The following is a 24,218-nucleotide window of genomic DNA, read 5'->3' as shown; positions in this document are numbered from 1 at the left end:
AAATGGTGGGCCTGAGTGGATTCGAACCACTGACCTCACCCTTATCAGGGGTGCGCTCTAACCAACTGAGCTACAGGCCCAACTTGCCAACCCAAACGGACCACTAATGGCCGCGGGCGGCGTGAGCCAGCTCAGGCAGTACAACATAACCAGGTGGCTATGTTGATCTCCAGGATGAAGGGACATGAGGACGACGGCAATGTTCTTTGAAAAGCTGTGAAGCTCTTCCGATGTCCAGCACCGGCGCTTTCGCAGCAATCCTTAGAAAGGAGGTGATCCAGCCGCAGGTTCCCCTACGGCTACCTTGTTACGACTTCACCCCAGTCGCTAAACCCACTGTGGTCGCCTGCCTCCCTTGCGGGTTAGCTCAACGCCTTCGAGTGAATCCAACTCCCATGGTGTGACGGGCGGTGTGTACAAGGCCTGGGAACGTATTCACCGCGGCATGCTGATCCGCGATTACTAGCGATTCCGCCTTCATGCTCTCGAGTTGCAGAGAACAATCCGAACTGAGACGGCTTTTGGAGATTAGCTCACACTCGCGTGCTTGCTGCCCACTGTCACCGCCATTGTAGCACGTGTGTAGCCCAGCGTGTAAGGGCCATGAGGACTTGACGTCATCCCCACCTTCCTCCGGCTTATCACCGGCAGTTTCCTTAGAGTGCCCAACTAAATGATGGCAACTAAGGACGAGGGTTGCGCTCGTTGCGGGACTTAACCCAACATCTCACGACACGAGCTGACGACAGCCATGCAGCACCTGTCACTCATCCAGCCGAACTGAAGGAAAAGATCTCTCTAATCCGCGATGAGGATGTCAAACGCTGGTAAGGTTCTGCGCGTTGCTTCGAATTAAACCACATGCTCCACCGCTTGTGCAGGCCCCCGTCAATTCCTTTGAGTTTTAATCTTGCGACCGTACTCCCCAGGCGGATAACTTAATGCGTTAGCTGCGCCACCCAAGTACCAAGTACCCGGACAGCTAGTTATCATCGTTTACGGCGTGGACTACCAGGGTATCTAATCCTGTTTGCTCCCCACGCTTTCGCACCTCAGCGTCAATACTTGTCCAGTCAGTCGCCTTCGCCACTGGTGTTCTTCCGAATATCTACGAATTTCACCTCTACACTCGGAATTCCACTGACCTCTCCAAGATTCTAGTTACCTAGTTTCAAAGGCAGTTCCGGGGTTGAGCCCCGGGCTTTCACCTCTGACTTGAGTAACCGCCTACGCGCGCTTTACGCCCAGTAATTCCGAACAACGCTAGCTCCCTCCGTATTACCGCGGCTGCTGGCACGGAGTTAGCCGGAGCTTATTCTCCAGGTACTGTCATTATCATCCCTGGTAAAAGAGCTTTACAACCCTAAGGCCTTCATCACTCACGCGGCATTGCTGGATCAGGCTTTCGCCCATTGTCCAATATTCCCCACTGCTGCCTCCCGTAGGAGTCTGGGCCGTGTCTCAGTCCCAGTGTGGCTGATCATCCTCTCAGACCAGCTAAGGATCGTCGGCTTGGTAGGCCATTACCCCACCAACTACCTAATCCTACGCGGGCTCATCCCTGGGCGATAAATCTTTGGTCCGAAGACATCATCCGGTATTAGCAGTAATTTCTCACTGTTATTCCGAACCCAAGGGCAGATTCCCACGCGTTACGCACCCGTGCGCCACTAGACCCGAAGGTCTCGTTCGACTTGCATGTGTTAGGCATGCCGCCAGCGTTCGTTCTGAGCCAGGATCAAACTCTCAAGTTTGGGTCCAATCTCACAACAGGACGAACCATAAAGGTCCGCCTCCTGACGTAAAATTAATTCAGGGATCATCACCCTGCACATATCTAAACGTATGGTTACGTAAGGACATGTAAAGGTAACGACTATTACTGCCACCCCGAGCCCTGAAGCCCCAGGAGCAGGCGCCGTCGCCCACATGTCCCTTCATCTAAAACCTACAATGTCAAAGATCCACCAGACAAAAAACCCGGACAACCAGCTCTCCCCGGCTTAACCTCGGAGAGCATGTTGCCCGTCAATGCTTGGCGACCGCTGCAAAACCAGGTGGTCCGCTGCGGTGAACAGCCCTCTAAGAGCCACCCGCGATTCGGTCAAACCCTAAATTCGAGAAACTTATCAACAACCCTTGGCTTGCTCGATCAGCCTGTAGGCACCGCCCATGAGGTTCGTCACCTCATCCTGGGCAAGCACATATTGCGGTTCATAGCTGAGCCCCAGACGGCGCGATCGGCGCCACTGGTCGACATAGAGCCCCTTGTCCTGCCCGAAGACCGAATGGACATGGCGCCCAAGTGCGGGAGGGCAATCGCTTGAATAAGCCGCACGGAAGATGGAGATATCGGCGACGTAACCTCCGACCATCACCCATAGGTGGCCTTGCCACTGAGGGTCTTCGTCCGTGAAGGCGTTTGCGGCGAGGGATGAAGGGTCATCTTCGTAGACCGGCTCACCGTCTACCGCCAGGGTCCCGGCAACGAGGTGGACGGGCGCCGAAAGGTGTCGTTCGAGATGAACGGCGAAGGCCGCACTCAAGAATGCGGATACGCCGGGTGCCTTGGGGAATACCTTCAGCAGATCGACGGCGCATCCTGCTATGCGGGTCCGGTCACCATCGCTCAGTTCGTAAGCCTTGAAAGCGCGGGCGGCGGGCCAGCCGTGGGTCGAGGCAACGAGCTTGCCAAACTGGAGGAGGTCTTCTGCTGCTGTCGTCAAAGGGGTTCACTCACGGGCCGGTGTGGAGGCAAGGCTGAGCCATAGGCCGGCCCGCCTCCATAGCCAAGCGGCGCTCAGGCCTTGGGCGTGACCCATACCTCTACCGGAGCCACGAACTTGCCCGGCGCCGGCTTGCCGACGTGGACACGATCTGCCGTTACCAGTTCGCCGGTTTCGAGGTTGAACGAGGCCCATGGCTTGGGCATGCGCCCAAAGGTCATCTTCTGGATGGGCTGGCCCGTGGCCGAATTCATGATGGTTGCGATGATGCTCATATAGGGCCGGTAGCCAGAGCGGCACTGCCTCGTCCATGCGTGGTCTGCGGTTTTCCACCAGCGTCACTGGCGCGGTGGAACCGGCGAAGATGCCGGGGTTCACCTGCCCGAAGCCGCTGAACGGCAGACAAAAAAATGGGGACCCGAAGGCCCCCATATAGTCAGGGTGTGTCTGTTAATTCCGAGAGTTCAAGCCTTGACGATGGGATGCGTCAGGGTGCCGATGCCGGCCACCGTCGCAACGATCGTGTCGCCGGGCCACAGCCATTCCTGCGGGTCCATGCCGGCGCCGACGCCTGCCGGGGTGCCGGTGGCGATGATGTCGCCCGGCTCGAGGGTGATGCCCTGCGAGATGTCAGCAACCAGTTCGTCGACCTTGAACAGCATGAAGGCGGTGTTGCTGGACTGCTTCGTCACGCCGTTGACGGTAAGGCTAAGGTCCAGCGTCTGCGGATCTGGGATTTCGTCTGCTGTGACAATGCACGGACCCATCGGCGCGAAGGTATCCTGGCCCTTGGAATAGATCCACTGGCCGGCGCGGCGGCAATCACGCGCGCTCATGTCGATGCAGACGGTATAGCCGAACACATAGGCCAACGCGTCCTCGCGGGCGACGCCCTTGGCCTTGGTGCCGATGATCGCGGCGAGTTCGACTTCCCAATCGAGCTGCTGAGTGATCTCGGCGTTGTGACGGATCGGCTCGCCGGGAGCGATGACGCTGGTCGGCGGCTTCGAGAAGATCACTGGCTGGCGCGGCAGTTCGGCCGAGGTGTCCAGCGACTTGGCGCTCTCCGCGACGTGTTCGGTGTAGTTGAGACCGATGCCGAAGATATTCTTGCGCGGACGCGGGATCGGCGCAAGCAGCGTGACATTGGCGAAGGGGATCGCGGTGCCCAGTGGGAACAGGCCGTCGGCGTCGGAGATCAGCGCCGTCGCAATGGCGATCGCCTGCGGGCCGAGGTCGATGAATTCGAGCATAGTGGCGGGGAAGGGGACGCCCATCTCTTCGCCGAACAGTTCGAGATCGAGGACATATTCGCCGCCGTGACCGGAGACGATCGCGCCGAGGCGACCTTCGGCTTCGACATTGGCGCGGTAGGTTACAAGACGCATGGGTGATCCCCTTTTAGGTAAGTCTAGGTGTCGTTAAGGCCGGTTTAAGTCGCGGTCAGGACGGGCTGATGACCGTCGTTCTCGCCAAATGCTTCCTCGCGGTAGAGACCGAGCGAGCGCATCACCGGAAGGTCGTTGAACGTGAACAGGCACGCATCCTCGCTGTCCGAGGCATTGGCGTGTTCGTGGTACATCCAGGCGGGGACCACGAAAATGTCGCGCTCCTGCCAGTCGAAGCGCTGGCCGTTGATGATCGACCAGCCCTTCCCCTTGGCGCACTGGTAGACGAAGCTGCCGGTCTGCCGGTGCGCCTTGGTACGCTCTCCGGGGCGTAGCAACTGCATCGACGCGCCGATGGTCTGCATAACCGGCCCGCCGGTATGCGGGTTGACGTACTCCATCATCACACCGTCGAAGGGCGACCCGTCGGTGGCTCGTGCATATTTCGTCAGCGCCTCGTAAGTGGGCGCCCATTCATACTTGAACAGCGGGGAATAGGGCTTGGACCAGGCCATGCCCGCCGGACGCAGGCCGGTTCCGGCCCAGGTCGCGGTGGAATCGTCGACGGTATAGGAAACGGCCTGCTGTAGTTCCGGGTGAACCTCGTAGAAGTTCGCCTCCAGCGCATTCATCAGCGGAATGTCGAGACCGTCCTGCCAGATGCAGGGCGTACCGTCCTCGGAAACGCCATGTTCGTGCCAGGTGCCGTTTGGCGTCAAGACGAAGTCATTGGCGCCCAGGGTCATCTTGTGACCATCGACATTGGTGAAGGCGCCCTGCCCCTCCATGATGAAGCGCAGCGCCGAAGCCGAGTGACGGTGGCTGGAGGCGACTTCGCCCGGCCCCATCACCTGCAGCCCGGAATAGAGCCAGCCCACGGCCGCAACCACGTCGGCGCGGCCTGGGTTCTCGAGATAGACGACGCGGCGGCCAGCCTTTTCCGGGGTCACCAGATCAAGCGCCTTCATCACATCGTCGCGCAGGTCCTTGTAGCGCCACAGGTAGGGGACGGAGGTGGAGATCGGCTCCCACGGCTCGATCTTGTTCGCAACGGTCCACAGCGCGCCGGTGCCCAGCTGCTTGAGCCGCTGGTAATAGGCAACGAGTTCGGGAGTATCCGCCACGTTCGCGCGGCCGATCATTTCCTCGCGGTACTGGTCGAAACTCTCAGTCGCCATGGCTTGCCTCCGGGTCGAGATATTACGGACCTAAAATAATTTGAATAAACTGTCAAATGCAACTATTGTCGCTAGGTGTAGCGCGCAGATTCCCTGCGGTTTCCCGGTTAAGGAGCGCCCCATGTCCCAGCCCGCCGTACCCCAGATTTCGCCCGCCCCGTTCAAGGCTGCGGTCATTCAGGCCGCTTCGATTCCCACCGATTCTCTCGCCGCAGCCGAGAAGGCGGCAGGTCTCGTCCACAAGGCGGCGGCCGGCGGCGCCAGCTTACTGGTGTTTCCCGAGGCATTCCTGGGCGGCTATCCCAAGGGCGCTTCTTTCGGCACACCCGTAGGCATGAGGAAGCCGCAGGGGCGCGAGGACTTCAGGGTCTACCACGAAGCCGCCATCGACCTCGACGGCCCTGAAGTTGAACTGCTGGCGCAGGCCACCGCCGAGACCGGTGTGTTTCTCGTCATCGGCGTGATCGAGCGGGACGGCGGCACCGTCTACTGCACGGCGCTGTTCTTCGACGGCAAGAAAGGCCTCATCGCCAAGCACCGCAAGCTGATGCCCACCGGCGCGGAACGCCTGATCTGGGGCTTCGGCGATGGCTCCACCCTGCCCGTGATCGACACGCCGATGGGCAGGATCGGCGCGGTGATCTGCTGGGAAAACTACATGCCGATGATGCGCATGGCGATGTACGACCAGGGCATCACCCTCTACTGCGCCCCCACCGCCGACGACCGCGACGGCTGGGCCTCCACCATGCAGCACGTCGCGCTGGAAGGCCGCTGCTTCGTGCTCTCCTCGTGCCAACACGTGACCCGCGGCGCCTATCCCGCCGATTTCGACTGCGCGCTGGGCGACGATCCGGAAACCGTACTGCTGCGCGGCGGCTCCATGATCATCGATCCGCTTGGCCAGGTACTTGCCGGCCCCGATTATTCAGGCGAAACGATCCTCTATGCCGATATAGACCCGGCGCAGGTAGTACGCGGCAAGTACGATTTCGATGTCGTCGGGCACTATGCGCGGGCCGACGTGTTCGAGCTTTCGGTCAATGTCGCACCGCGCCGTGCGGTGACGCGTACCGGCGGGGAGTGAATAGTAAGTGGAATTCGACTTTTCCAAGGTTGCGACTCCCGATCGTTACAAGCTGATGGGTTCGTCCATCACCCCGCGCCCGATCGCGTGGGTGACGACGATCTCCGGTGAGGGGCTGCGCAATGCGGCCCCCTACAGCTTCTTCAACATGATGGGCGCAGAGCCGCCGCTGATCGCGCTGGGCATGATGCGCCGCGCCGACGGCACCCACAAGGACAGCGCGGCGAATATCCTGGAAACGGGCGAGTTCGTGGTGAACCTCGTCTCCGAGACGGACAGTGCATCGATGAATTTCACCTGCATCGACGGCCCGCCCGATTTCGACGAACTGACCGCCGCCGGTCTGCAGACGTTCCCTTCCAGCGTGATCGGTGCGCCGCGCATCGCCAGCGCTCCGGTGGCGATGGAATGTCGCCTGTACCAGAGCATAGAGGCGGGCAAGACCACCATCGCACTGGGCGAGGTACTGCGCTTCCACATCGACGATGCCTTCATCGACGCTGAGCGTCTCCACGTCGATACGCTGGCGATGAACCTTGTTGCCCGCGTCCACGGTGCGGGCTGGTATGCGCGCACTACCGACCTGTTCCAGATGACCCGCCCGACTTTCGAGCAATGGGAGTCCGAACAGCAGGGCGCCTGACGATGACAAAAAAGGGCCCCGCCGCGATTTGCGGCGAGGCCCTTTTTCGTTGGAACTAAACTGCTGTTGTCCGGGAGGACGATTACCTTACCGTGGCGATCGCCTCGATCTCGATCAGGAACTCGGGCATCGCCAGCGACTGGACGCCGACCACGGTGTTCGCAGCCGGCAGCGCCTCGCCGTAGAACGCACCCAGTTCGGGGCCGATCGCGGCCAGCATCGAGACGTCATAGTTCACGATGAAAGTGCGCAGGCGCAGCACCTGCGCGGGCCCGATGCCGAGCGAATCGAGCACCGCCTTGATGTTGGCCAGCGCCTGCCGCGCCTGCATGCCGACGTCACCGGCGCCCACCACATTGTAGTCCTTGTCCCAGGCCACCTGGCCCGAGAGATGGACGGTGCCGGTCCCCTCATCCAGCGTGGCATGAGAAAAGCCGTACTGGACGCTGGGGTAGAGTGTTTCGGGATTGATGCGGGTGCTGGTCATGTCAGGCTCCGGGTTTGGTGCAGTTCAGTCGACGAGTTCGAGCTGATGGCCCCAGGGATCTTGGATATAGAGGTTCTTCTTGCCTGCGAGCGGGCCTTCGGTGATGTCGATGATCTCCATCGGCGTGCAGCCATGCGCGGCGAGATAGCGCGCCGCCTTCTCCACATCGTCGACCTTGAGGCCAAGGTGATGGCCGCCCCAGTCGCAGTTGCGCGGGAGGGTGGCGGTGCGGTCGGCGGGCTTGTCGTACTGGACGAGCTGGAAATTGAGGTTCGCGGTCAGCTTGAGCATGATGAGCGTCAAGCGGGCGCCAGGCACGTTGACGTGGCTGGCCATCCAGTCGCGCCCGTCCGCACCGGTGGGGATGTCGGCCGCATCGAGCGGTCCCATGCGGAACAGTTCGACCGCGCCGAAGACGTCGATGTAGAACTTCGCGACCGCATCGGCATCCTGGACGGTCCACGAAACATGGTCGGCCTCGATGAAAACAGGACGATCTGGGGCTGCGTCGGTCATGTACATCTCCGGGCTGGGAATTGCTGCCAGCCTACGCCGCGCATCGCCAGCGGCAATGGCGTGGACAATGCGAAGATGTTGCGCTGTGCGCAACGGATCGCCAGCTACCCGGCGTCTTCCAGCAAGTCCGCGATGGCGAGCGGGCGCGCCGGGAAACGCGGGCGGAAGCCTTCCACCTCTCCCTCACCGCAGCCCCGCGCAGCCGCGATACGGCGGACAAGGGCATGTTCGCAGCTACGTCCCTGACAAAGGCCCATGCCCGCCCGGCAGCGCAGCTTGATCGCGCTGGCGCCGAAGGATGGCCCGACGGAAAGGGCATCGGCGATGGCCCTGTCGACCGCGCCCGCCGCGATATCCTCGCAGCGGCACAGCAGTGTTTCTGCGCTCGCGGCAGGAAGCCAGGGACATGGATCCGCGACAGCGCGCAGCAGGCCGATAAAGCCCTGCATTGCCTTGCGGGCTGACCGAGGCCCGCGCATTGCCGTAGCGGCTTCGCGCTCGTTCAGGGCGCCCGCATCCTGTGCGATGGCGAGGCCGGCTATAGCGCCCTCGGCCATGGCGGCATCACTGCCCGCCACGCCCGTCGTTTCGCCCGCGACGTAAAGGCCGGGAACGGTGGAGCGCATGGCGCCATCGTGAACTGCCTCCCATCCTCCGGCGGGCCTTGACCAGCGCACGCCCGCACCCGCCTGACGCACGAGGTCCGCCTGCGGGAGGAAGCCGTAGCACATGGCGGCCAGGTCGCAGGCCAAGGCTTCCTCGCCGTTCGGCCCCGCGATCACCACCTGTTCGACACCGCCTTGCCCCTCGCCCTCGCATCGCAGCACCGGCGCGGCGTAGCGAATCCGGACACCGGCGCGGCGCAGCGCGGCCATTCCGCCCGCAGCTGCGATGAGCGGCGCGGGCGTGGCTATGGCACGCGGGAGATGGGCGAGCGCGGCCTTGGCCATCCGCTTGAGGGATTGGGCGAAGCACACCGCCTCGACTTGTCCGCCCGCCTCGATGATCTGCTTGGCCAGCACGATCATCAGCGGATGCGTGCCGAACAGGACGATGCGCTGGCCGGGAAGGACCTGCTGCGCCTTGACCAAGGTCTGCACCGCGCCTGCGCTCATCACGCCGGGCAAAGTCCAGCCCGGCAGCGCTACCGGCATGTCATAGCAGCCCCCCGCCACCAGCACACGCTTCGCCCGCACTTCGCTGACGCCGCCCATGGTGCCAGACAGGGCAAGGGTAAACCCGGTCTCGCCTGCGGGATCGGGTGTGATGCCCAGCACGGATTGCCCGCCCAGCCAGTGCAGCTTCGCATCGTCGCTCACGTTGGCCAGCAAGGCACGGCCCTTGCGATAGGGCGCCCCGGTAAGCCAGCCCGGCACCGAAAACGCACTCGGAGGCTGGCGCAGGATCTGACCGCCCGGTCGTTGCTGCTCGTCGATCACGCAAGTGGAAAGACCCGCCGCCAGCGTGCGCTCGGCAGCGGCGAGGCCTGCCGGTCCGCCGCCGACGATGGCGATGTCGAACACGGTCATGGCATGGCTTCCGGTTCGCGGGTGCTGATGCGCAGGCCCGGCTCTACAGGCATGAGGCACCCGCGCAGCCGGCGCCAGGGGCTTGTCCCGAGCGCGGCCCAGACCGTGCATTCGGAGCAAGTCCCCATGTTGCAGAACATCCCCCTCGCCGCGCCCGAGCGGTCATCGCGAAAACGCCGCGAGGCCGAGGCCAGCAACGCCACCGCAACTGTCTCGCCGGGATGCACCATCACCGATGCGCCGTCGATCTCGACCGCGATCGGCTCGGGGCGGGTCACGCCTTGCTCGATGCGCCTCATGGCAGCACCGCGAAGGCATCAAGATGCGCAAAACGGCGGGGCAGGAACATCGACAGTTCTTCCGGCGGGCTGCCCTCCACAATAGTGCGGGCGAGCAGCCGCGCCAGCACCGGGCCGAGCGTGAACAGCGAACCGCCCGCCGCCACGAACAGCCCCGGCGCTGCGGGAATTTCCCCGACAATGGGCAGTTGATCCGCCGAAATGCAGGTGGTCCCTGTCCATGTCCGCAGCAACGAACGCTGCGCGAGGCCCGGCATCACCCGCGCGGCAACCGCGAGGTTGGCGCGCAAATTCTTCATCTCCACTGTGGCGGGGCGGTCCAGATCGGGCGTCCCGTCCGCGCGCCGGGCAAGGCGCGAAGGCCAGCCGCCGCCGATCAGCAGGTTGCCGTCCTCGGTCTGCTTCATGGAAAGCCGCGCGCCGACGTGCTGGATTAGGTACGGCAGCACCGGCTCCGTGCGGTCGGTCACGCTCATCATCAGCGGCGCGGCGTAGAGCGGCACGTTCAGTCCCAGCATCCCGGCAAGGCGGGGCACCCAGTGGCCCGATGCGAGCAGCACGCGCGGGGTGCGGACCCGCATTTCGCCGTCGGGGCCGGAAAGCACCGCGCGGTACGTTCCATCGCGGGCCATCGAGAGGGCGGTCAGCGCGATGCCGGTGCGGATCTGAGCGCCTTGCTCCCCGGCGCCCTCGGCAAAGGCGTCCACAAGAATGCGCGGGTTGGCATGCCCTTCTTCCGCCAGCCAGGCAGCGCCCGCCAGATGCGGCGAGAGGGACGGCGCCCGCTCTCGCAGCTGCGCTCTATCCAGCACCTGCGTCGAAAGGCCCAGTTCGTTTTCCCGCGCCACCTTGAAGGCGAGCAGCGCCATCTGCTCTTCGGTCTCGGCCACCATCAGCCCGCCGTGCATGGCGACGTCGAGCGGTCGGGAGAGCATATCCTCGATCCCGCGCCATTCCTCGATCGCGAGGCGGTTGAGCGTGACGATGCGCGCGCCGTCTGCCGCAGCCTTTTCCCCTTGTTCGAGGAAGCGGCGCTCTATCTGGAAGTGCAGCGATCCGGCGTTCTGCCCTGAAGCACCGGCATTGAGATGACCGCGTTCAGCCACCAGCACCTTGAGGCCAAGCCTTGCAAGGTGCCAGGCCGAAGCGCAGCCGACGAGACCGCCACCGACGATCAGAATGTCGAAGTTGGAAGTCTCGCCCGTCATCATCACATCATATCGAGCTTTCGCAGGGTCTCGGCAATGCTTTCGCGGTCTGCCTCGCTGACACCCCGCAAAGGCTTGCGCACGGTGCCGCCCGGAAGGCCCATCGCGTCGAGCGCGGCCTTCAGGATCGCCGGGCCAGAGCCGAACTTGCCGACGAGTTCAGGCGTGTACCATTCCTCCATCAGCACGCGGTCCTTGAGGCCGCATTCGCGTGCGCCGTCGATATCACCGGCCCAGAGCTTGTCGTAGAAGCCGGTCTGGTTGCGGCCCAGCACGCCGCCCGCGCCCATCGTGCCGTCGCCGCCGTGGACCCGCAGCATGGTCAGGCCCAGTTCGTCCATCGGGAAGCCGAATACGCGGACCTGCTCACGCAGGGCGAAGAACGTCTCCGCGAAATGGGTGAAGCGCGGGGTCGACTGCTTGATGGCCACCACGGCGTCAATTTCGGCCAGGCGGCGCAGCAGTTCCAGCGGCATGTCGATGCCGGTGCCCGGAGGCCAGTTGTAGACGCAGATCGGCAGGTCGATGGCCGCGCCGACTTCTTCGTAGAAAGCCACGATCTCGTCCGCGCCGGGGCGCACGTAAGGCGGCGGCGTTATGAGCACTCCTTCGAAGCCGCACTGGCCGGCGTGTTGGGCATAAGCGATCGTCTCGCGCGCGGTGAAGCTGGAGCAGCCCGCGATCAGCGGCACGCGCTTGCCCATCTGTTCACCGGCAACGGTGAAGAGGCGGGCGCGCTCTTCGCGGCTCATGCTGGTCCACTCGCCGGTGGTGCCGGCCAGCACAAGGCCGTGCATACCCTGATCGACCAGCCATTCGAGGAGCAGGCCGATACCCTTTTCGTCGAGCGTGTCCTCGTCGATGAACGGCGTAGTGATGGCGGGAATGTACCCCTGCCAGTTGACCCGCGACCGCTTGCTGGCTGCCATGCTAACGTCCTTGTTCCTGAACTTTACGTTTTCCTGCTGCGGCAGCGTGGTCTGTGCCCGCTTCCCGCCTTGCCCTCGATCGATGCCAGCCGGTATGCTTTGCAACAATGGCGCGTACCGGGCGAATACGTTGCGCTGGATGCAACGAAGCTCAGGCGCCTGGCCGATACACAAACGCCGCGCCCGGACGAACCGGACGCGGCGCTGCGTTGGGAGCCTTGAACAGGGGGTCAGGCGGGTTGCAGGCTCAGCGCCTTGCGCGGGACGGCGAGCGACAGACCTACCGTGACCCCCGCATTGGCAAGGAGCGCGACAAGGCCCGCTTCCCAGTGCGGGAACCAGTCCGAGGCAAGGTTTGACAACGCCGGCACCCACATCACGGCATAGCCCGTCACCAATCCTGCGAGAACCGCCGCCGCACTGACGCGGCGCATCAGGAAAGCACAGTAGACGCCCGGCGCCAGCATGCCGATGGCGGCATAGGCGGACAGACCGATCTCGACCAGCGATCCGCTTGCCCCGAGCGTCAGGTAAAGCGCGATGGCGGCGAAGACGACCATCGCCAGCCGCGAAGCCAGCAGTTCGGTCCTGTCGGCGATCGAGGGCATCAGCGGGCGCACGATGTTGCGTCCGAAGATCGCGCCGCAAGTCAGCAGCAGCACTGAGCCGGGCACCAGCGCGAGCAGCGAGGCAGTGCCTGCCAGCACGCCAAGCATCCAGGCCGGATAGCGCTCACCCACGAAGGCCAGCAGCAGCGCGTTGGGATCGCTGCCGGGGGCCTGTGTCCCGGCAAGCAGCGCCGCGAAGCCGAGCAGGATGATGAAGAAATAGGACAGCGAGTAGATCGGCTGAAACACCGCATTGCGGCGGATCGTGTCACCGCTGTCGGCCGAGTAGCAGAGCTGAAACATATGAGGGAAGACGTATGTGCCCAACGCCACGTTAAGCGCCGAAGTAACAAGCCACGTCACATCGAGGCCGAGTTCCGGCTTGAGGCCGGGGAAGCGAACGGCTTCGGGAAAGCGGTCGCCCACGGTGCGGAACAGGCCGAGGACGGAGGTTTCGCCAACTACGCCCGCCACGGTCCAGGCCAGCGCGATCACCACGACCAGCATCAGGATGTCCTTGACACCCGCCGCAAAAGCAGCCGAGCGCAGGCCAGCCAGGAACACGAACATCAGCATCAGCGCCACGGCCACCAGCGCCGCTGCGCCCTGCCCGACGCCGGGTGCTGCAAGGCGCACCACCAGAGTCAGCGCGGTCACCTGGATCTGCACGTAGACCACCAGTGCGATCAGCCCGGCGGCGGCAATGCAGACCCCAAGCCAGCGCGAATTGTAGCGGTGGGCGAAGAAGTCTGCCTGAGTGACAAGCCTGTGCCTGCGCCCATAAGCGTGGATCAGCGGGGTCAGCCAGTAGCCGATCGCTGCGGAAAGCGAGACCGAGCAGAACGCGAGATAGGCAGGCGCGCCGTAAGCCCAGGCGAAACCCGAGATGCCAAGCACTGCGAAAGTCGTGTAGATCTCGCCTGCGTTGAGGAACCAGAACACCAGCGTGCCCAGCTTCCGGCCGCCCAGCGCCCACTCCTCCATGTTCTGCGCACGCTTCTGCTTACGGCGGCCGTAGAGCATGGAGCCGGCGACAGTGCCGCCGACGATCAGCAGGATGAGGGCAAGGATCATGCCGCGTCCTCCAGCTTGCGATCGAGTATGAAGCGCAGCGCCAGCACGGCGGTGGCGAACACGATCCCCGCCATCTGCCACACCATGCCGAACGGCAGGCCCAGCGGGTGCCACTCTACATCGTTAGCCCAGGGCGCGAAGCCCAGCTGCCATACGAACGGCAGCAAAAGCAGCAGGTCGGCCTTCTTGAGGCCGGGCGGGGTCTCGGTGTCGTCGGGATCGGTCATGGCTCGGCTCTCGGATAATGCAGCGGACAGCGTGAACGGGCGATGCGTTGCGTTCAATGACGAACTGGAGCCAGATACGTTGCGTTTTCGGGAACACCCCGCCTTTCGGCAGGCCCTTGCTCTCAGCGCTGGAAGGGGCGGTTCCATTGCCGCAGCTGCGCTTCGATGCGCTTGAGCAGGCGCAGCGGAGCGCCCTCCAGTTGGCGGCCGGAACGCAGGACGAGGCTGGTGGTCGTCTCCTCGATCTGGTCATCGGCAATGGGCACGCTGACCATCGCGCCTTCCATCAGTTCCGACCAGACCGATATCTGCGGCAGGATCGCCAGCGCAATGCCGGAACGCACCGCATCCTGCATGACGTGGATCGAATTCGATGTGATCGCGGGCTGGAGGTACGTCTTGGCATTCGCCTCGGCAGCGCTGAGGATCTGGCGGATGCGGAAATTCGCCGGCGGCAGGCATAGCGGCACCTGACCCAGTTCCGCGATGGTCACGCTGGCCTTCGAGGCAAAGGGATGGTCCGGCAGCATGATCGCCATAAGCGGCTGCGCGATCACCGAGCGGACATGGATCTTCATGTCGTTCGGGGTGGAGAAGACGAGGCCGAAATGCGCCTCGTCATCCGCGATCATGCGCAGGATTTCCTGCGTCGAGCCGGTCAGGATTTCCAGCGTGATCTGCGGGTTGGCTTCCGAAAACTGGCTGACGAGGCTGGTGAAGGCCTTGCCCGCAAAGCCCTCGCCTATGGCCGCCGTGACCTGCCCGGTACGGACCGAGCGCAGTTCCTCCAGCTTCGAGCGAAGCGCCTCTCGGTCCGCAAGCTGGTTGCGGTAGTGGGCAATGACGATCTCGCCCGCATGGGTCAGGCGCACGCCGCGCCGGCCCTTTTCGATGAGTGCAAGGCCGTACTGGCTCTCAAGCTGGGCGATCTGCCGGCTGATCGACGACGGGGCGACATTGAGCCGATCCCCCGCCGCCCGCATCGAGCCGGCATTGAGCGCTTCCAGCAGATATCGCATTCCGGCTTCGGACAACAGCGTGCTCCTTTAACGCCCTCCCCTAGCAGGTCAGCGCGCCGGATCGAAGTCCTTGCCCAGCGGCAGGTCACGCGAACTGGAACCGACCTGGACCCGGTACGTGCCCCTGGCCATACGCCAGTCTTTCGCCGTCTCGTCCCAGTAGGACAGCGCGCGGGTATCGAGCGGAAATTCCACCGTGACCGACTGGCCGGGCTGGAGGGAAACGCGCGCGAAACCCTTGAGCTGGCGCGGCGGTTCACCGGCAGCGGCGGGCATCGAGACGTATAGCTGTGCCACTTCGTCTCCGGCGACCTTGCCGGTGTTGCTGACCTTGGCGGTGACCGTCCAGCCCTGCTTGCCCCTGGCGACCTTCAGCTTGTCGTATCCGAAAGTGGTGTACGACAGGCCGTGGCCGAACGGGTAGAGCGGCGCGATGCCCTTGGCGTCATACCAGCGGTATCCCACGAGGATACCCTCGTCGTAGCGCGCAGTGGTGGCGATGCCGGGGTAGCGGACGAGCTGATCGGCAGGGCCGTTCACATCGTCGGCCGGGAACGTCACCGGCAGCTTGCCCGAGGGGTTGGCCTTGCCGGTCAGCAGCGCGGCGATGGAATCCGCCGCCTGCTCACCCGGATACCAGGCGGCAAGGATGCCGGCGACCTTGTCGCGCCACGGCATCAGCACCGGTCCTACCGTATGCAGCACGACGACCGTGTTGGGGTTGGCTGCGGCAACAGCCTCGATCAGGGCGTCCTGATCGCCCGGCAGGTTCAGGTCGGTGCGGTCCGCGCCTTCCGAAACGTGGTCGGCGACGAAGACCACGGCGACCTTGGCCTTCTTCGCCGCAGCGACGGCCTCGTCAATCAGCGTGCTGTCGGGGGCCTCCCAGCCCAGGCGCAGTTCGTTGGCTGAAAGCGTCGGTGCGTTGGAATAGGCGAGTTCGAGCGAAACGCGCTTGCCCGCTTCAAGCTGCACCGTGCCATGGGTGGCGAGGCGGAAGCTCTGCTTGGGGACGTAGGCGACGCGCTTGCCATCGATGTTGAGCGCGATCTCGCCGCCGCCGTTGAGCGAGAAGCGGTAGACGCCGGATTTGGCGGGCACGAAGCTGGCCGTCCAGCGGGCGGACCACAGCGCCGGCAGGCCGGTTACGCCGGCCTTCGGGCCGGCCTCGGCGTAATCAATCGTGGCTTCCTTGCGGACCGTGACCGGTTTGCCCTTCCAGTCGGGCGAGGCATAGTAGCTGGCCGTCAGGTCCTCAAAAGCGGCGGCGGGCATTGCCGGCAAGGGCAGGATGCCCAGCGTGCCGCGTGCATACGTGACCGATGTGTCCGGCCCCAGCGCGGCCTTGATGGCGTCGAGCGGGGTCTTGAGCGTACCTACGTCCTCGGTCTTCACGAAGCCGCCGTAGCGCTCGGAAGTCTGGACGTTGGCGCCGGCATCGTCCCCGATCACCGCCACGCTGGCCAGCTTGCCCGGCAGGAGCGGCAGCACGCCGCGCTCGTTGCGCAGCAGCACGGTGCCTTCCTCGGCGATCATCTCCGAGAGGATGAGGTGCGCGGGGCTGCGTACGTCAGCGGTTGCGTTTCCGGGAAGCGGTTTGTCGATAAGCCCAAGGCGGAGCATCGGGGTGACGATCCGCGAAACCATGCCGTCGATGTCGGCCTGCGTGATCTCCCCCTCGGCGCGCGCGGCCTTCAGTTCCTTCACGCCGTAAAACTCGGCAAAACCGAAAGGGCTGACCCCGCCAGGCATCGAGATATCCAGCCCGGACTTGACCGAAGCCACGGTGCTGCGGTGGGCAAAGTACCAGTCGGCAACCACGAACCCGTCGAAACCCCAGTCCTTGAGATGGCCCAGCGTCTCCGGGTTTTCGCAGGCATAGTGACCGTTGACGCGGTTGTACGCGCACATGATCGAGCCGGCCTTGGCCGTCTTCACCACCGCTTCAAACGCAGGGTAGTAGATTTCGCGCAGCGCCCGCTCGGGGATCACGGCGTCGACTGCCTCGTAGGCGGGGCCGTCGCCCAGACGCAGCCATTCCTGATTGTTGGCGACGAAGTGCTTTGGGGTCGCGATAAGGCCCAGCGACTGGATGCCGGCGGTGATCGCGGTGCCAAGCTGCGCGGTGAGGAACGGGTCTTCGCTGAGCGTCTCGGCGGCGCGGCCCCACTTGGGGGTGCGGATGATGTTGATCGTCGGGGCAAGCACGACATTGCGGCCCTTGCCCGCGTGTTCGGCGCCCAGCGCCTTGCCGTAGCCTTCCATCAGGTCGCGGTCAAAAGTCGCCGCGCCCATGATCGGGGCGGGGAACTGGGTCACGCCCTTCATGCCGTTGCCGACACCGGCGGGGCCATCGCCCATGCACAGGCCGGGAAGGCCCAAGCGCGCGATACCGCTGATGTGACCGACGCAGGCGTTGACTCCGGTGCCGTTCGCATCAAGTTCGGTATCGCCCTGAAGCAGACGCAGCTTCTCGTCGTCCGTCATCGCCGCGACCACCAGCTTTGCCCGCTCCTGCGGGCTGCGGGCAGCATCGAGCCAGGGCTTGTCCGCACCTGCTGCAAACGCCGGCATGGCCCATACCGAGGCAAGCGCAATCCCGGAGAGCAAAGCTCTCCGGGACGTTACGGCCTGATGCGACGCTCCGGTACGAAACCGCGGGGCGAACTTCGAGGCAGCTGCAGTCATGATCAGAACTTGACCATACCCGAAAGGCTGACCGTGCGCGGACGGTTCATGTAATAGCCCAATGGGTAAACGCCCGGGACGATCTCGTTGTAGTTGATCGTCGTCTGGTCGTTCAGCAGGTTGGTGACGTTGAGGTTCACCGACCACGGGCCCTTGTTGACGCCCGCATGCAGACCAACCAGCCAGTACGAACCGAGCGTCTGGTAGTTATCGATGGCCGGGTTGAACTTCGTAGCCATGCCGCCCTGGTAGCTGGCGTCCGCGCCGAACGAGGCTTCCACCCCAAGCGAGTCGATCGGGGCCGAGTAGTTGATGCTAGCCGATCCGGTGACCTTGGGCACGTAGGGGATACGATCACCCTTGTTGCCGGTGCCCGCGACGGGGTTGTCCTGCGCCAGCTTGGCGGTGTTGTAGTTGCCCGACAGGTTGATGTCGAGGCCGGGGATCGGACGCGCTTCGAGCGTCATTTCCACGCCCTTCACTTCCGCCTTGCCGCCGTTGCCGGTGTAGGCGAACGAAAGCGTCCCGTTGGTCGCCTGCTGCGAGACCTGGATGTCCGACCAGTCGATATAATAGAGGGCGCCGTTCAGGAACAGCTTGCGATCCATCAGCGTGGTCTTCACGCCCCATTCGTAGGACCACAGCGAGTCCGAGCCGTAGCCATCGGGGATGACGACGTTGGCGATGGCTGCCGCGGTCTGGTCGTTGGTGCCGCCCGAACGGTATCCCTGTGCGACCTGGATATAGGTGTTGACCTGATCGCTCAGCTTGTACGCCAGGTTGAAGCGGCCGATCAGGCCGTTGTCCTTGGTGTGCAGCGTGGGACCAACGCCTGCGCCGGGAGCGCCGCCAGCGCGCACAATCGCGTTGGAAACCTGCTCAAGCTTGAAGTCGAACAGACGGCCGCCGGCAGTGAAGGTCAGGTCAGGGACGATTTCGTAGCTGACTTCACCAAACAGCGCGCGCTCCTTGATCCGGGTGGACACTTCGCGGTCAAGCAGCAGGTCGGCGCTGGAGTTGGACAGGTTGCCGGTGCCGTCGGCCTTGGGCCAGGAGCTGCGATAGTCGCGGTTTTCGTTCTGGAAAAACCCGCCGACCAGGATCTGGAACGGGCCGCCGAAGTCGGAGGCGAAGCGAAGTTCGCCGCTGTCCACCCGGCGATGCTTGTCCTGCTTCAGCGCGCTGCGGCCGGTGGTGGCGTGGGGCAGGCCGAAGAAGGCCTGTGCCGCCAGCGAGGCATCGCGCACGAATTCGGTGTCACGCACGAAGCGCGAGACAGTGCCGGTGAAGGTGCCGAAGGGCTGCTTGTAGTTGACCGTGGCGTTGTAGATTTCGCTCTTGTCATTGTAGGGCGCACGCACTTCATCGGCCTGGTAGTTCGAAGGCAGCGTGTTGCCGTCGTAATCGACCTTGTTGTAGAAGTTCTTCGCGTCTTGATGGACGTCCTGATACATCGCGGTCAGGTCGACGGTCAGGTCGGGAGTGGCCTGCAGGCGGGCGGTAAGACGGCCGGCCTTGCTCTTTTCGGCATTGGCGCCGTTCTGGAAACGGTTGTCGATCCAGCCCGGCAGGTCGGCGTAGAAGCCCGATGCCCGCACGGCAAGAACACCGGGAATGATCGGCAAGTTGACGGCGCCGTCGGTCTGCATGCCCAGCGATGCGCCCTTGGTGGCGCGCAGGGCGGACTGGACATAGCCGTTCACGCCCGCGTCGGGATCAGCCTTCTTGGTGATGTAGCGGATCGTGCCGGCCATCGAGCTGGCGCCGAAGGTGGTGCCCTGCGGACCCTTGAGCACTTCCACGCGGTCGATGTCGAACAGCTTGATGTCGGGGGCCTGCCCGCCGCCGTCCTGCGAGTTCTCGCCGGTGATGACGGTTTCGTCGAGGTACATGCCAACAGTGCTGGCACCGGCCGAGTTGATGCCGCGGATCACGTAGCGCTTGTCGCCAGGACCCTCATCCTGAACCGAAAGCGCGGGGATTGCGTGGTAGAAGTCGGCGAAGTCGACTGCGCCCTTGTCCTTGAGCGCGTCGCCGCCCAGCGCCTGAACGGCGATCGGGGTGTCCTGAATGGTCGAGGAGGTCCGCTTGGATGCCGTGACGACGATGTCGCCGCCGGCCTCGCTTGCTGCACCGGCGTCCTGCGCCAGCGCGGGCACGGCGCAAAGCGCAGTGCCGGCCATGATGCCGGATACGAAAAGCCTCAGCGACCCGTTCTTCTTGATGTTCATGGAACCCCTTTCAACACTATGTGCTTTTAGCCGGCGCGACAGCAAGTGTCCCCGCATTCACCGGATGGAAGGAAAGTCCCACGCGTCCGGTTGCGCTTCAATGAAGCCAATCGGCGAACTTCGTTGCGATGAAGGCAACATTGGTGGTAACGATTTCATGAATGGCAGAACCAGGCACGCTCCATAAACGGCGCGAATCCATGGGTTTATCGCAGGAGAGGATGCCGAGAACTCGGGCTGCTTGTGGCTCACTGGCAGGCACGCATGTCAAGACGATGACGCACAAAGTTGCGGCCAGGCGGCAAGTCGCGCTGCCTCGCACCCCGATTCCACGCCTGGACCGCACGCTTCGTTGCGGGTGGAACTCCGGCGGCGGCGTAAACACCATGTGCCGCGAAACGCGGTGAAAGCCGTTTCCCGGCTTCGGTCCGGCAACAATCCGCACGAGCGCGTTTGATCTGACTCGACGCTTCATTCTAAGTAGGCGGCCATGGCTGCTGCTCCCCCTTCCCGCGACATCGAACCGCCCTTGCGCATACTTACGCCTCGTCAGCGCGAGAGGCGCGAACGCATTCAGGCGGCTACCTTCGAACTGCTTGCCCGCCACGGCGGCGACTTGCTGTCGATGAAGCTCATCGCCCAGACCGCCGGGGTGGCCGAACGCACGTTATTCAATATCTACGGATCTAAGGACCGCCTCTTCGCCTTCAGCGCCCGCGAACGCAGCGAGGACACCATCTCGGAAGCCCACCGGGCGGGCGGCATGGGCATCGGCTTCTTCACAACGCTCCCCGGCAAGCTGGCCGCCAAGACCTTCGAGGCCCCGGAACTTGCCCGCGCTTTCGCCCCGATTCTCGTCGAACATGCAGACATGGTGGGCCTGCCCGAGGTCTACGAACACTTCGCCGGCGGCGCACTGCGGGCGATGCGGGCGGGCGGGCAGGTCGCGGTGGACGATATCGCCTTCGTCTCGCGCCTGATCTGCATGAGGATGGTCGGCACCGTCGTCTTGTGGGCCAAGCGCGAGATCGTCGACGCCGCGCTGGAAACCCACCTGCGTCTCGCGATCTGTCAGGTGCTGCTGCCTTATGCAGAACCGCCGCTGGACGATACCCTGCGCGAACAGGCCCGCACGTACACCCGCGCGCTCTCCCGATAGGCAAGCGAGCGCCTAGCCTAAATTGCAGTCCACTGCATTTATTTCCCGGGGTAGTATAACGTCGACCTCAGAAAAGAGGCACCGGGGGGCGACCAAGTAGAAAAGGCCCTTTTGCCGGTTTAGGGGAAAGGATCATTTTCATGTCTTTAATGGCAGGACCAACCGCGCGCGCCGCACTTCTGGCCGGTGTCGTCATCTCAACTTTCGCTTTCACGCCGGCAAACGCCCAGGACACCGCGACTGGGGTACGGCCCGCATCGCAGGCCGCGCCGGCGCCGCAGGACCACGCCATCGAAGGGGGCCTTGGCGACATCGTCGTCACCGCCCGCCGCCGGGCGGAAAGCCTGCAGGACGTGCCGGTCGCGGTCACCGCGATCACCGCCGAGCAGCTTCAGAAATACGACATGACCAGCCTGGAGAAGATCTCCACCCAGACCCCGCAGTTCACCATCGGCCGCTCGTCGAACGGATCGGGTGCGCAGCTGACGCTTCGCGGTATCGGCTCGTCCTCCACCTCGATCGGCATCGAACAATCGGTCGCCGTGGTGGTCGACGGCGTCTATTACGGTCAGGGCCGCGTCATCAACGAAGGCTTCCTCGATCTTGACGGCGTCGAAGTGCTGAAAGGCCCGCAGTCGCTGTTCTTCGGCAAGAACGCGACCGCCGGCGTGATCTCGCTGCGCACCGCCAATCCTACTTCGACACCCGAATTCAAGGCGAAGATGGGCTATGAATTCCGCTCGAAGGAACTGGTCGGTGAATTCGTCGGCTCGGGCCCGATCACCGATACCCTTGGCGTGCGGGTCGCGCTGCGCGCCTCGAACATGTTCGGCGGCTACTTCAAGAACGGCGGCATCGACAAGACCTACAACACCTTCGACGTCGCCACCGGCGTCACCACTCCGCACTTTGCGCCTGCCTATGACGGCGACAACCCCGGCTCGCAGGAACTGCTGGGCCGCGTGACGCTGGTCTACGATCCGGGCAACGACTTCAAGTTCACCGTCAAGGCCAACGGTTCACGCTCCAAGGTCAACAACAACTCGTGGAACTACGTGCCTTACGGCTGCGCCAACGGGACCTATTCCACCAACCCGGCGATCGCCTGCAAGAAGGACTTCACGGTCTACCAGAACTACTTCCCGGAGGATCTCGCGGGCGCCAACCCGTGGTCGCGTGACGACGGCGCGCTTTACAACAAGTACAGTAGCTGGGCCGTCACCGGCACCGCCGAATACGCGTTCAAGGACGTCGACGTCACCTGGGTCAACAACTACAACCGTAACGTCAACCAGTGGGCCTGCGACTGCACATTCGTATCGAGCGACATTGCCGCCGCGCCTTCAACCGAACGCTCGATCTACCACGCCTTTTCCAGCGAACTGCGCGCACAGACCAAACTGGACGGGCCGGTCAACCTGCTTGCCGGCGCCTATTACCAGAAAACCCGCCGCTTCCACCAGCAGACCGGCTCCTTCGGCAATATCGAGGATTCTACCGCGCCCGAACAGTACCGCTACCTCGGCTACTACAAGCGCTCGGCCACCGATGGCGAGACGCTGTCCGCCTATGGCCAGGCGACGTGGAAGATCCTGCCTGTGCTCGAGGCGACGGCGGGCGTGCGCTATATCCATGAAACCAAGGACAGCTACCTCACCCAGCCTTACGTGAATGCGGCGCTGCAGGGGCTGTTCCTTGAAAACACGCCGATCCCCGGCAACCAGACGTTCAACAACTGGTCGCCCGAAGCAACGCTGAGCTGGAAACCGACCGACGACGTCACCGTCTACGGCGCCTACAAGACCGCCTACAAATCCGGCGGCTTCTCCAACTCGGGCTTCGTCAGCGCCACCACCGTGCCCAGCGACGTGGCATTCCGGCCCGAAAAGGCGCGTGGTTTCGAAGTGGGCATCAAGTCCAAGGTTCTGGACAATCAGCTGCGCCTCAACTTCGATGTCTACAGCTACAAGTACGTCGATTTGCAGGTCGACTTCTTCAACGCCCAGACCTTCGCCTTCGTGACCACCAATGCAGGGTCTGCGCGCACCAAGGGCGCCGAGCTGGAATTCGAATTCGCACCTTACGCGGTGCCGGGCCTGAACCTGCACGGCTCGATCAACTACAACAAGGCACGCTACGGCGCCTACATCGCCCCGTGCTACGGCGGCCAGTCGATCGAGCAGGGATGCAACACGACGTTCCAGGGCGCTCCAGGGCAAGACCTGAGCGGCGCACCCACGGCCGTTGCCCCCAAGTGGACCGGCTCGCTGGGCGTCGGTTACGAAACCGAGGTCGGCCAGGGCACCGTGTTCGGGGCAACGCTGGATAGCCGCTATTCCAGCTCCTACCTTGCCTCCAGCTTTGCCCACCCGCTCTCCGGTCAGGCGAAATACCTGACCCTTGACGGTACGCTGCGCCTCAAATTCAACGACGAGCGCTTCGAAATCGCGCTCATCGGCAAGAACCTGACGAACCAGTTCATCGTCGGCGGATCTGTCGACGGCCCCAACACCGGCGCGAACACGGGCGCAAGCCAGAACGCCGCGACCGGCGCCGCCGTCATCTCGGACGAGATCGGCTTCGTGAATCTGCCGCGCACGGTCCAGATCCAGGCCAGCGTGAGGTTCTGACGTGCCCGTGCTGGCGGAAGACCTCCTCCCGCCGGCCATCCTTCCTCATGAAAGGCTCCGGTATGACCGATCTTGCCACCCTGATCGCCAAGGACGCGATCCGCGATCTCGCTTCCCGTTACATGCGCGGCCAGGACCGTCTCGACCACGCGCTGCAACTGGCCACCTTCTGGCCGGATTCGACAACCGACTACGGCATCTTCAAAGGCAGCGGCCCTGCCTTCGTGGACTTCGCGCAAAAGCTGCTGACCGAACATCTCGCTAACCAGCACATCATCGGCCAGCACCTGATCGAGTTCGATCCCGCCAATCCCACGCGCGCTTATGGCGAGGTCTACTACTACGCGTTCCACCGCATCCTCGACGATGGCGCGCCCACCGACATGGTGATCGCAGGCCGCTACCTCGACCGTTACGAGCAACGAAACGAAGAGTGGCGCTTCGCCCACCGCTCCGAATTCGTCGACTGGGCCCGCAAGGAACCTGCCGCCGACGCCATCCTCACCGCCGATCTCGCGGCCTGCCTGATGGGCCGCCATGACATGCAGGACCGGTTTTACGACCGCACCTGGCTCGCCACCGCCTGAACCGG

General features: G+C 63.7%; 20 protein-coding genes, 1 tRNA gene and 1 rRNA gene. 5 read left to right on the top strand and 17 right to left on the bottom strand.

What is annotated here, in order from left to right:
* Nucleotides 1–3: 3 nt before the first annotated feature.
* The 6 genes from V474_RS24065 to V474_RS24040 form a co-directional block, all read right to left on the bottom strand.
* A tRNA-Ile gene (locus tag V474_RS24065) sits at nucleotides 4–80 on the bottom strand.
* A 185-nt stretch (nucleotides 81–265) separates the two neighbouring features.
* Nucleotides 266–1,754, bottom strand: a 16S ribosomal RNA gene (locus tag V474_RS24060).
* Nucleotides 1,755–2,129: 375 nt separating this feature from the next.
* Nucleotides 2,130–2,726: a hypothetical protein gene (locus tag V474_RS24055; RefSeq protein WP_059153699.1), complete on the bottom strand. Its 597-nt coding sequence runs from the start codon at nucleotides 2,724–2,726 to the stop codon at nucleotides 2,130–2,132.
* 74 nt (nucleotides 2,727–2,800) lie between these two features.
* Nucleotides 2,801–3,001: a hypothetical protein gene (locus tag V474_RS24050; protein ID WP_082057694.1), complete on the bottom strand. Its 201-nt coding sequence runs from the start codon at nucleotides 2,999–3,001 to the stop codon at nucleotides 2,801–2,803.
* Nucleotides 3,002–3,190: 189 nt separating this feature from the next.
* A complete protein-coding gene (locus V474_RS24045) occupies nucleotides 3,191–4,114 on the bottom strand; it encodes a fumarylacetoacetate hydrolase family protein (RefSeq protein WP_059153698.1) in 924 nt (307 codons plus the stop codon).
* 44 nt (nucleotides 4,115–4,158) lie between these two features.
* Nucleotides 4,159–5,292 carry a cupin domain-containing protein gene (locus V474_RS24040; protein ID WP_059153697.1) on the bottom strand — a complete coding sequence of 378 codons (1,134 nt, stop codon included), beginning with the start codon at nucleotides 5,290–5,292 and terminating at the stop codon, nucleotides 4,159–4,161.
* Nucleotides 5,293–5,413: 121 nt separating this feature from the next.
* Between V474_RS24040 and V474_RS24035 the strand changes: the two genes are divergently transcribed.
* Both V474_RS24035 and V474_RS24030 read left to right on the top strand, forming a co-directional pair.
* Nucleotides 5,414–6,379, top strand: a complete 966-nt coding sequence (locus tag V474_RS24035; RefSeq protein ID WP_059153696.1) for a carbon-nitrogen hydrolase family protein — start codon at nucleotides 5,414–5,416, stop codon at nucleotides 6,377–6,379.
* Nucleotides 6,380–6,386: 7 nt separating this feature from the next.
* Complete coding sequence (locus V474_RS24030; protein ID WP_059153695.1) at nucleotides 6,387–7,022, top strand: flavin reductase family protein; 636 nt, start codon at nucleotides 6,387–6,389, stop codon at nucleotides 7,020–7,022.
* A gap of 82 nt (nucleotides 7,023–7,104) precedes the next feature.
* On the opposite strand, the gene V474_RS24025 is transcribed toward V474_RS24030, so the two are convergent.
* The 11 genes from V474_RS24025 to V474_RS23975 form a co-directional block, all read right to left on the bottom strand.
* Complete coding sequence (locus V474_RS24025; RefSeq protein WP_059153694.1) at nucleotides 7,105–7,509, bottom strand: RidA family protein; 405 nt, start codon at nucleotides 7,507–7,509, stop codon at nucleotides 7,105–7,107.
* Nucleotides 7,510–7,533: 24 nt separating this feature from the next.
* Complete coding sequence (locus V474_RS24020; protein ID WP_059153693.1) at nucleotides 7,534–8,025, bottom strand: VOC family protein; 492 nt, start codon at nucleotides 8,023–8,025, stop codon at nucleotides 7,534–7,536.
* Between the two features lie 104 nt (nucleotides 8,026–8,129).
* Nucleotides 8,130–9,554, bottom strand: a complete 1,425-nt coding sequence (locus V474_RS24015) for an FAD-dependent oxidoreductase (protein WP_059153692.1) — start codon at nucleotides 9,552–9,554, stop codon at nucleotides 8,130–8,132.
* The gene (locus V474_RS24010; protein ID WP_059153691.1) at nucleotides 9,551–9,853 is read right to left on the bottom strand and encodes a (2Fe-2S)-binding protein; all 303 of its coding nucleotides are present in this window, start codon (nucleotides 9,851–9,853) and stop codon (nucleotides 9,551–9,553) included. The genes V474_RS24015 and V474_RS24010 overlap by 4 nt, the downstream gene beginning before the upstream one ends.
* The gene (locus tag V474_RS24005) at nucleotides 9,850–11,061 is read right to left on the bottom strand and encodes an NAD(P)/FAD-dependent oxidoreductase (protein ID WP_059153710.1); all 1,212 of its coding nucleotides are present in this window, start codon (nucleotides 11,059–11,061) and stop codon (nucleotides 9,850–9,852) included. The genes V474_RS24010 and V474_RS24005 overlap by 4 nt, the downstream gene beginning before the upstream one ends.
* Before the next feature lie 2 nt (nucleotides 11,062–11,063).
* Nucleotides 11,064–11,990, bottom strand: a complete 927-nt coding sequence (locus V474_RS24000) for a dihydrodipicolinate synthase family protein (protein WP_059153690.1) — start codon at nucleotides 11,988–11,990, stop codon at nucleotides 11,064–11,066.
* A 230-nt stretch (nucleotides 11,991–12,220) separates the two neighbouring features.
* Nucleotides 12,221–13,672, bottom strand: coding sequence for a sodium:solute symporter family protein (locus V474_RS23995; protein ID WP_059153689.1), 1,452 nt, complete (start codon nucleotides 13,670–13,672; stop codon nucleotides 12,221–12,223).
* Nucleotides 13,669–13,899 carry a DUF3311 domain-containing protein gene (locus V474_RS23990; RefSeq protein WP_059153688.1) on the bottom strand — a complete coding sequence of 77 codons (231 nt, stop codon included), beginning with the start codon at nucleotides 13,897–13,899 and terminating at the stop codon, nucleotides 13,669–13,671. The genes V474_RS23995 and V474_RS23990 overlap by 4 nt, the downstream gene beginning before the upstream one ends.
* Nucleotides 13,900–14,021: 122 nt before the next feature.
* The gene (locus tag V474_RS23985) at nucleotides 14,022–14,933 is read right to left on the bottom strand and encodes a LysR family transcriptional regulator (protein ID WP_236711425.1); all 912 of its coding nucleotides are present in this window, start codon (nucleotides 14,931–14,933) and stop codon (nucleotides 14,022–14,024) included.
* Between the two features lie 33 nt (nucleotides 14,934–14,966).
* Nucleotides 14,967–17,492 (bottom strand): glycoside hydrolase family 3 protein, encoded by a 2,526-nt coding sequence (locus tag V474_RS23980; protein WP_169795133.1) that lies wholly within the window; start codon nucleotides 17,490–17,492, stop codon nucleotides 14,967–14,969.
* A gap of 116 nt (nucleotides 17,493–17,608) precedes the next feature.
* The gene (locus V474_RS23975) at nucleotides 17,609–19,837 is read right to left on the bottom strand and encodes a TonB-dependent receptor (protein WP_059153685.1); all 2,229 of its coding nucleotides are present in this window, start codon (nucleotides 19,835–19,837) and stop codon (nucleotides 17,609–17,611) included.
* A 490-nt stretch (nucleotides 19,838–20,327) separates the two neighbouring features.
* Between V474_RS23975 and V474_RS23970 the strand changes: the two genes are divergently transcribed.
* The 3 genes from V474_RS23970 to V474_RS23960 all read left to right on the top strand — a co-directional run bounded on the left by V474_RS23970 (nucleotide 20,328) and on the right by V474_RS23960 (nucleotide 24,213).
* On the top strand, nucleotides 20,328–20,996 hold the full coding sequence (locus tag V474_RS23970) for a TetR/AcrR family transcriptional regulator (RefSeq protein WP_059153684.1): 669 nt from the start codon (nucleotides 20,328–20,330) through the stop codon (nucleotides 20,994–20,996).
* A 149-nt stretch (nucleotides 20,997–21,145) separates the two neighbouring features.
* On the top strand, nucleotides 21,146–23,626 hold the full coding sequence (locus V474_RS23965; protein WP_059153683.1) for a TonB-dependent receptor: 2,481 nt from the start codon (nucleotides 21,146–21,148) through the stop codon (nucleotides 23,624–23,626).
* Between the two features lie 47 nt (nucleotides 23,627–23,673).
* Nucleotides 23,674–24,213, top strand: coding sequence for a nuclear transport factor 2 family protein (locus V474_RS23960; protein ID WP_082700009.1), 540 nt, complete (start codon nucleotides 23,674–23,676; stop codon nucleotides 24,211–24,213).
* Nucleotides 24,214–24,218: the final 5 nt, after the last annotated feature.

It is taken from the genome of Novosphingobium barchaimii LL02 (assembly GCF_001046635.1).
Taxonomy (GTDB): domain Bacteria; phylum Pseudomonadota; class Alphaproteobacteria; order Sphingomonadales; family Sphingomonadaceae; genus Novosphingobium; species Novosphingobium barchaimii.
Note: the sequence above shows the minus strand (reverse complement) of the source record. Positions and strands in the feature narration are given on the sequence as shown.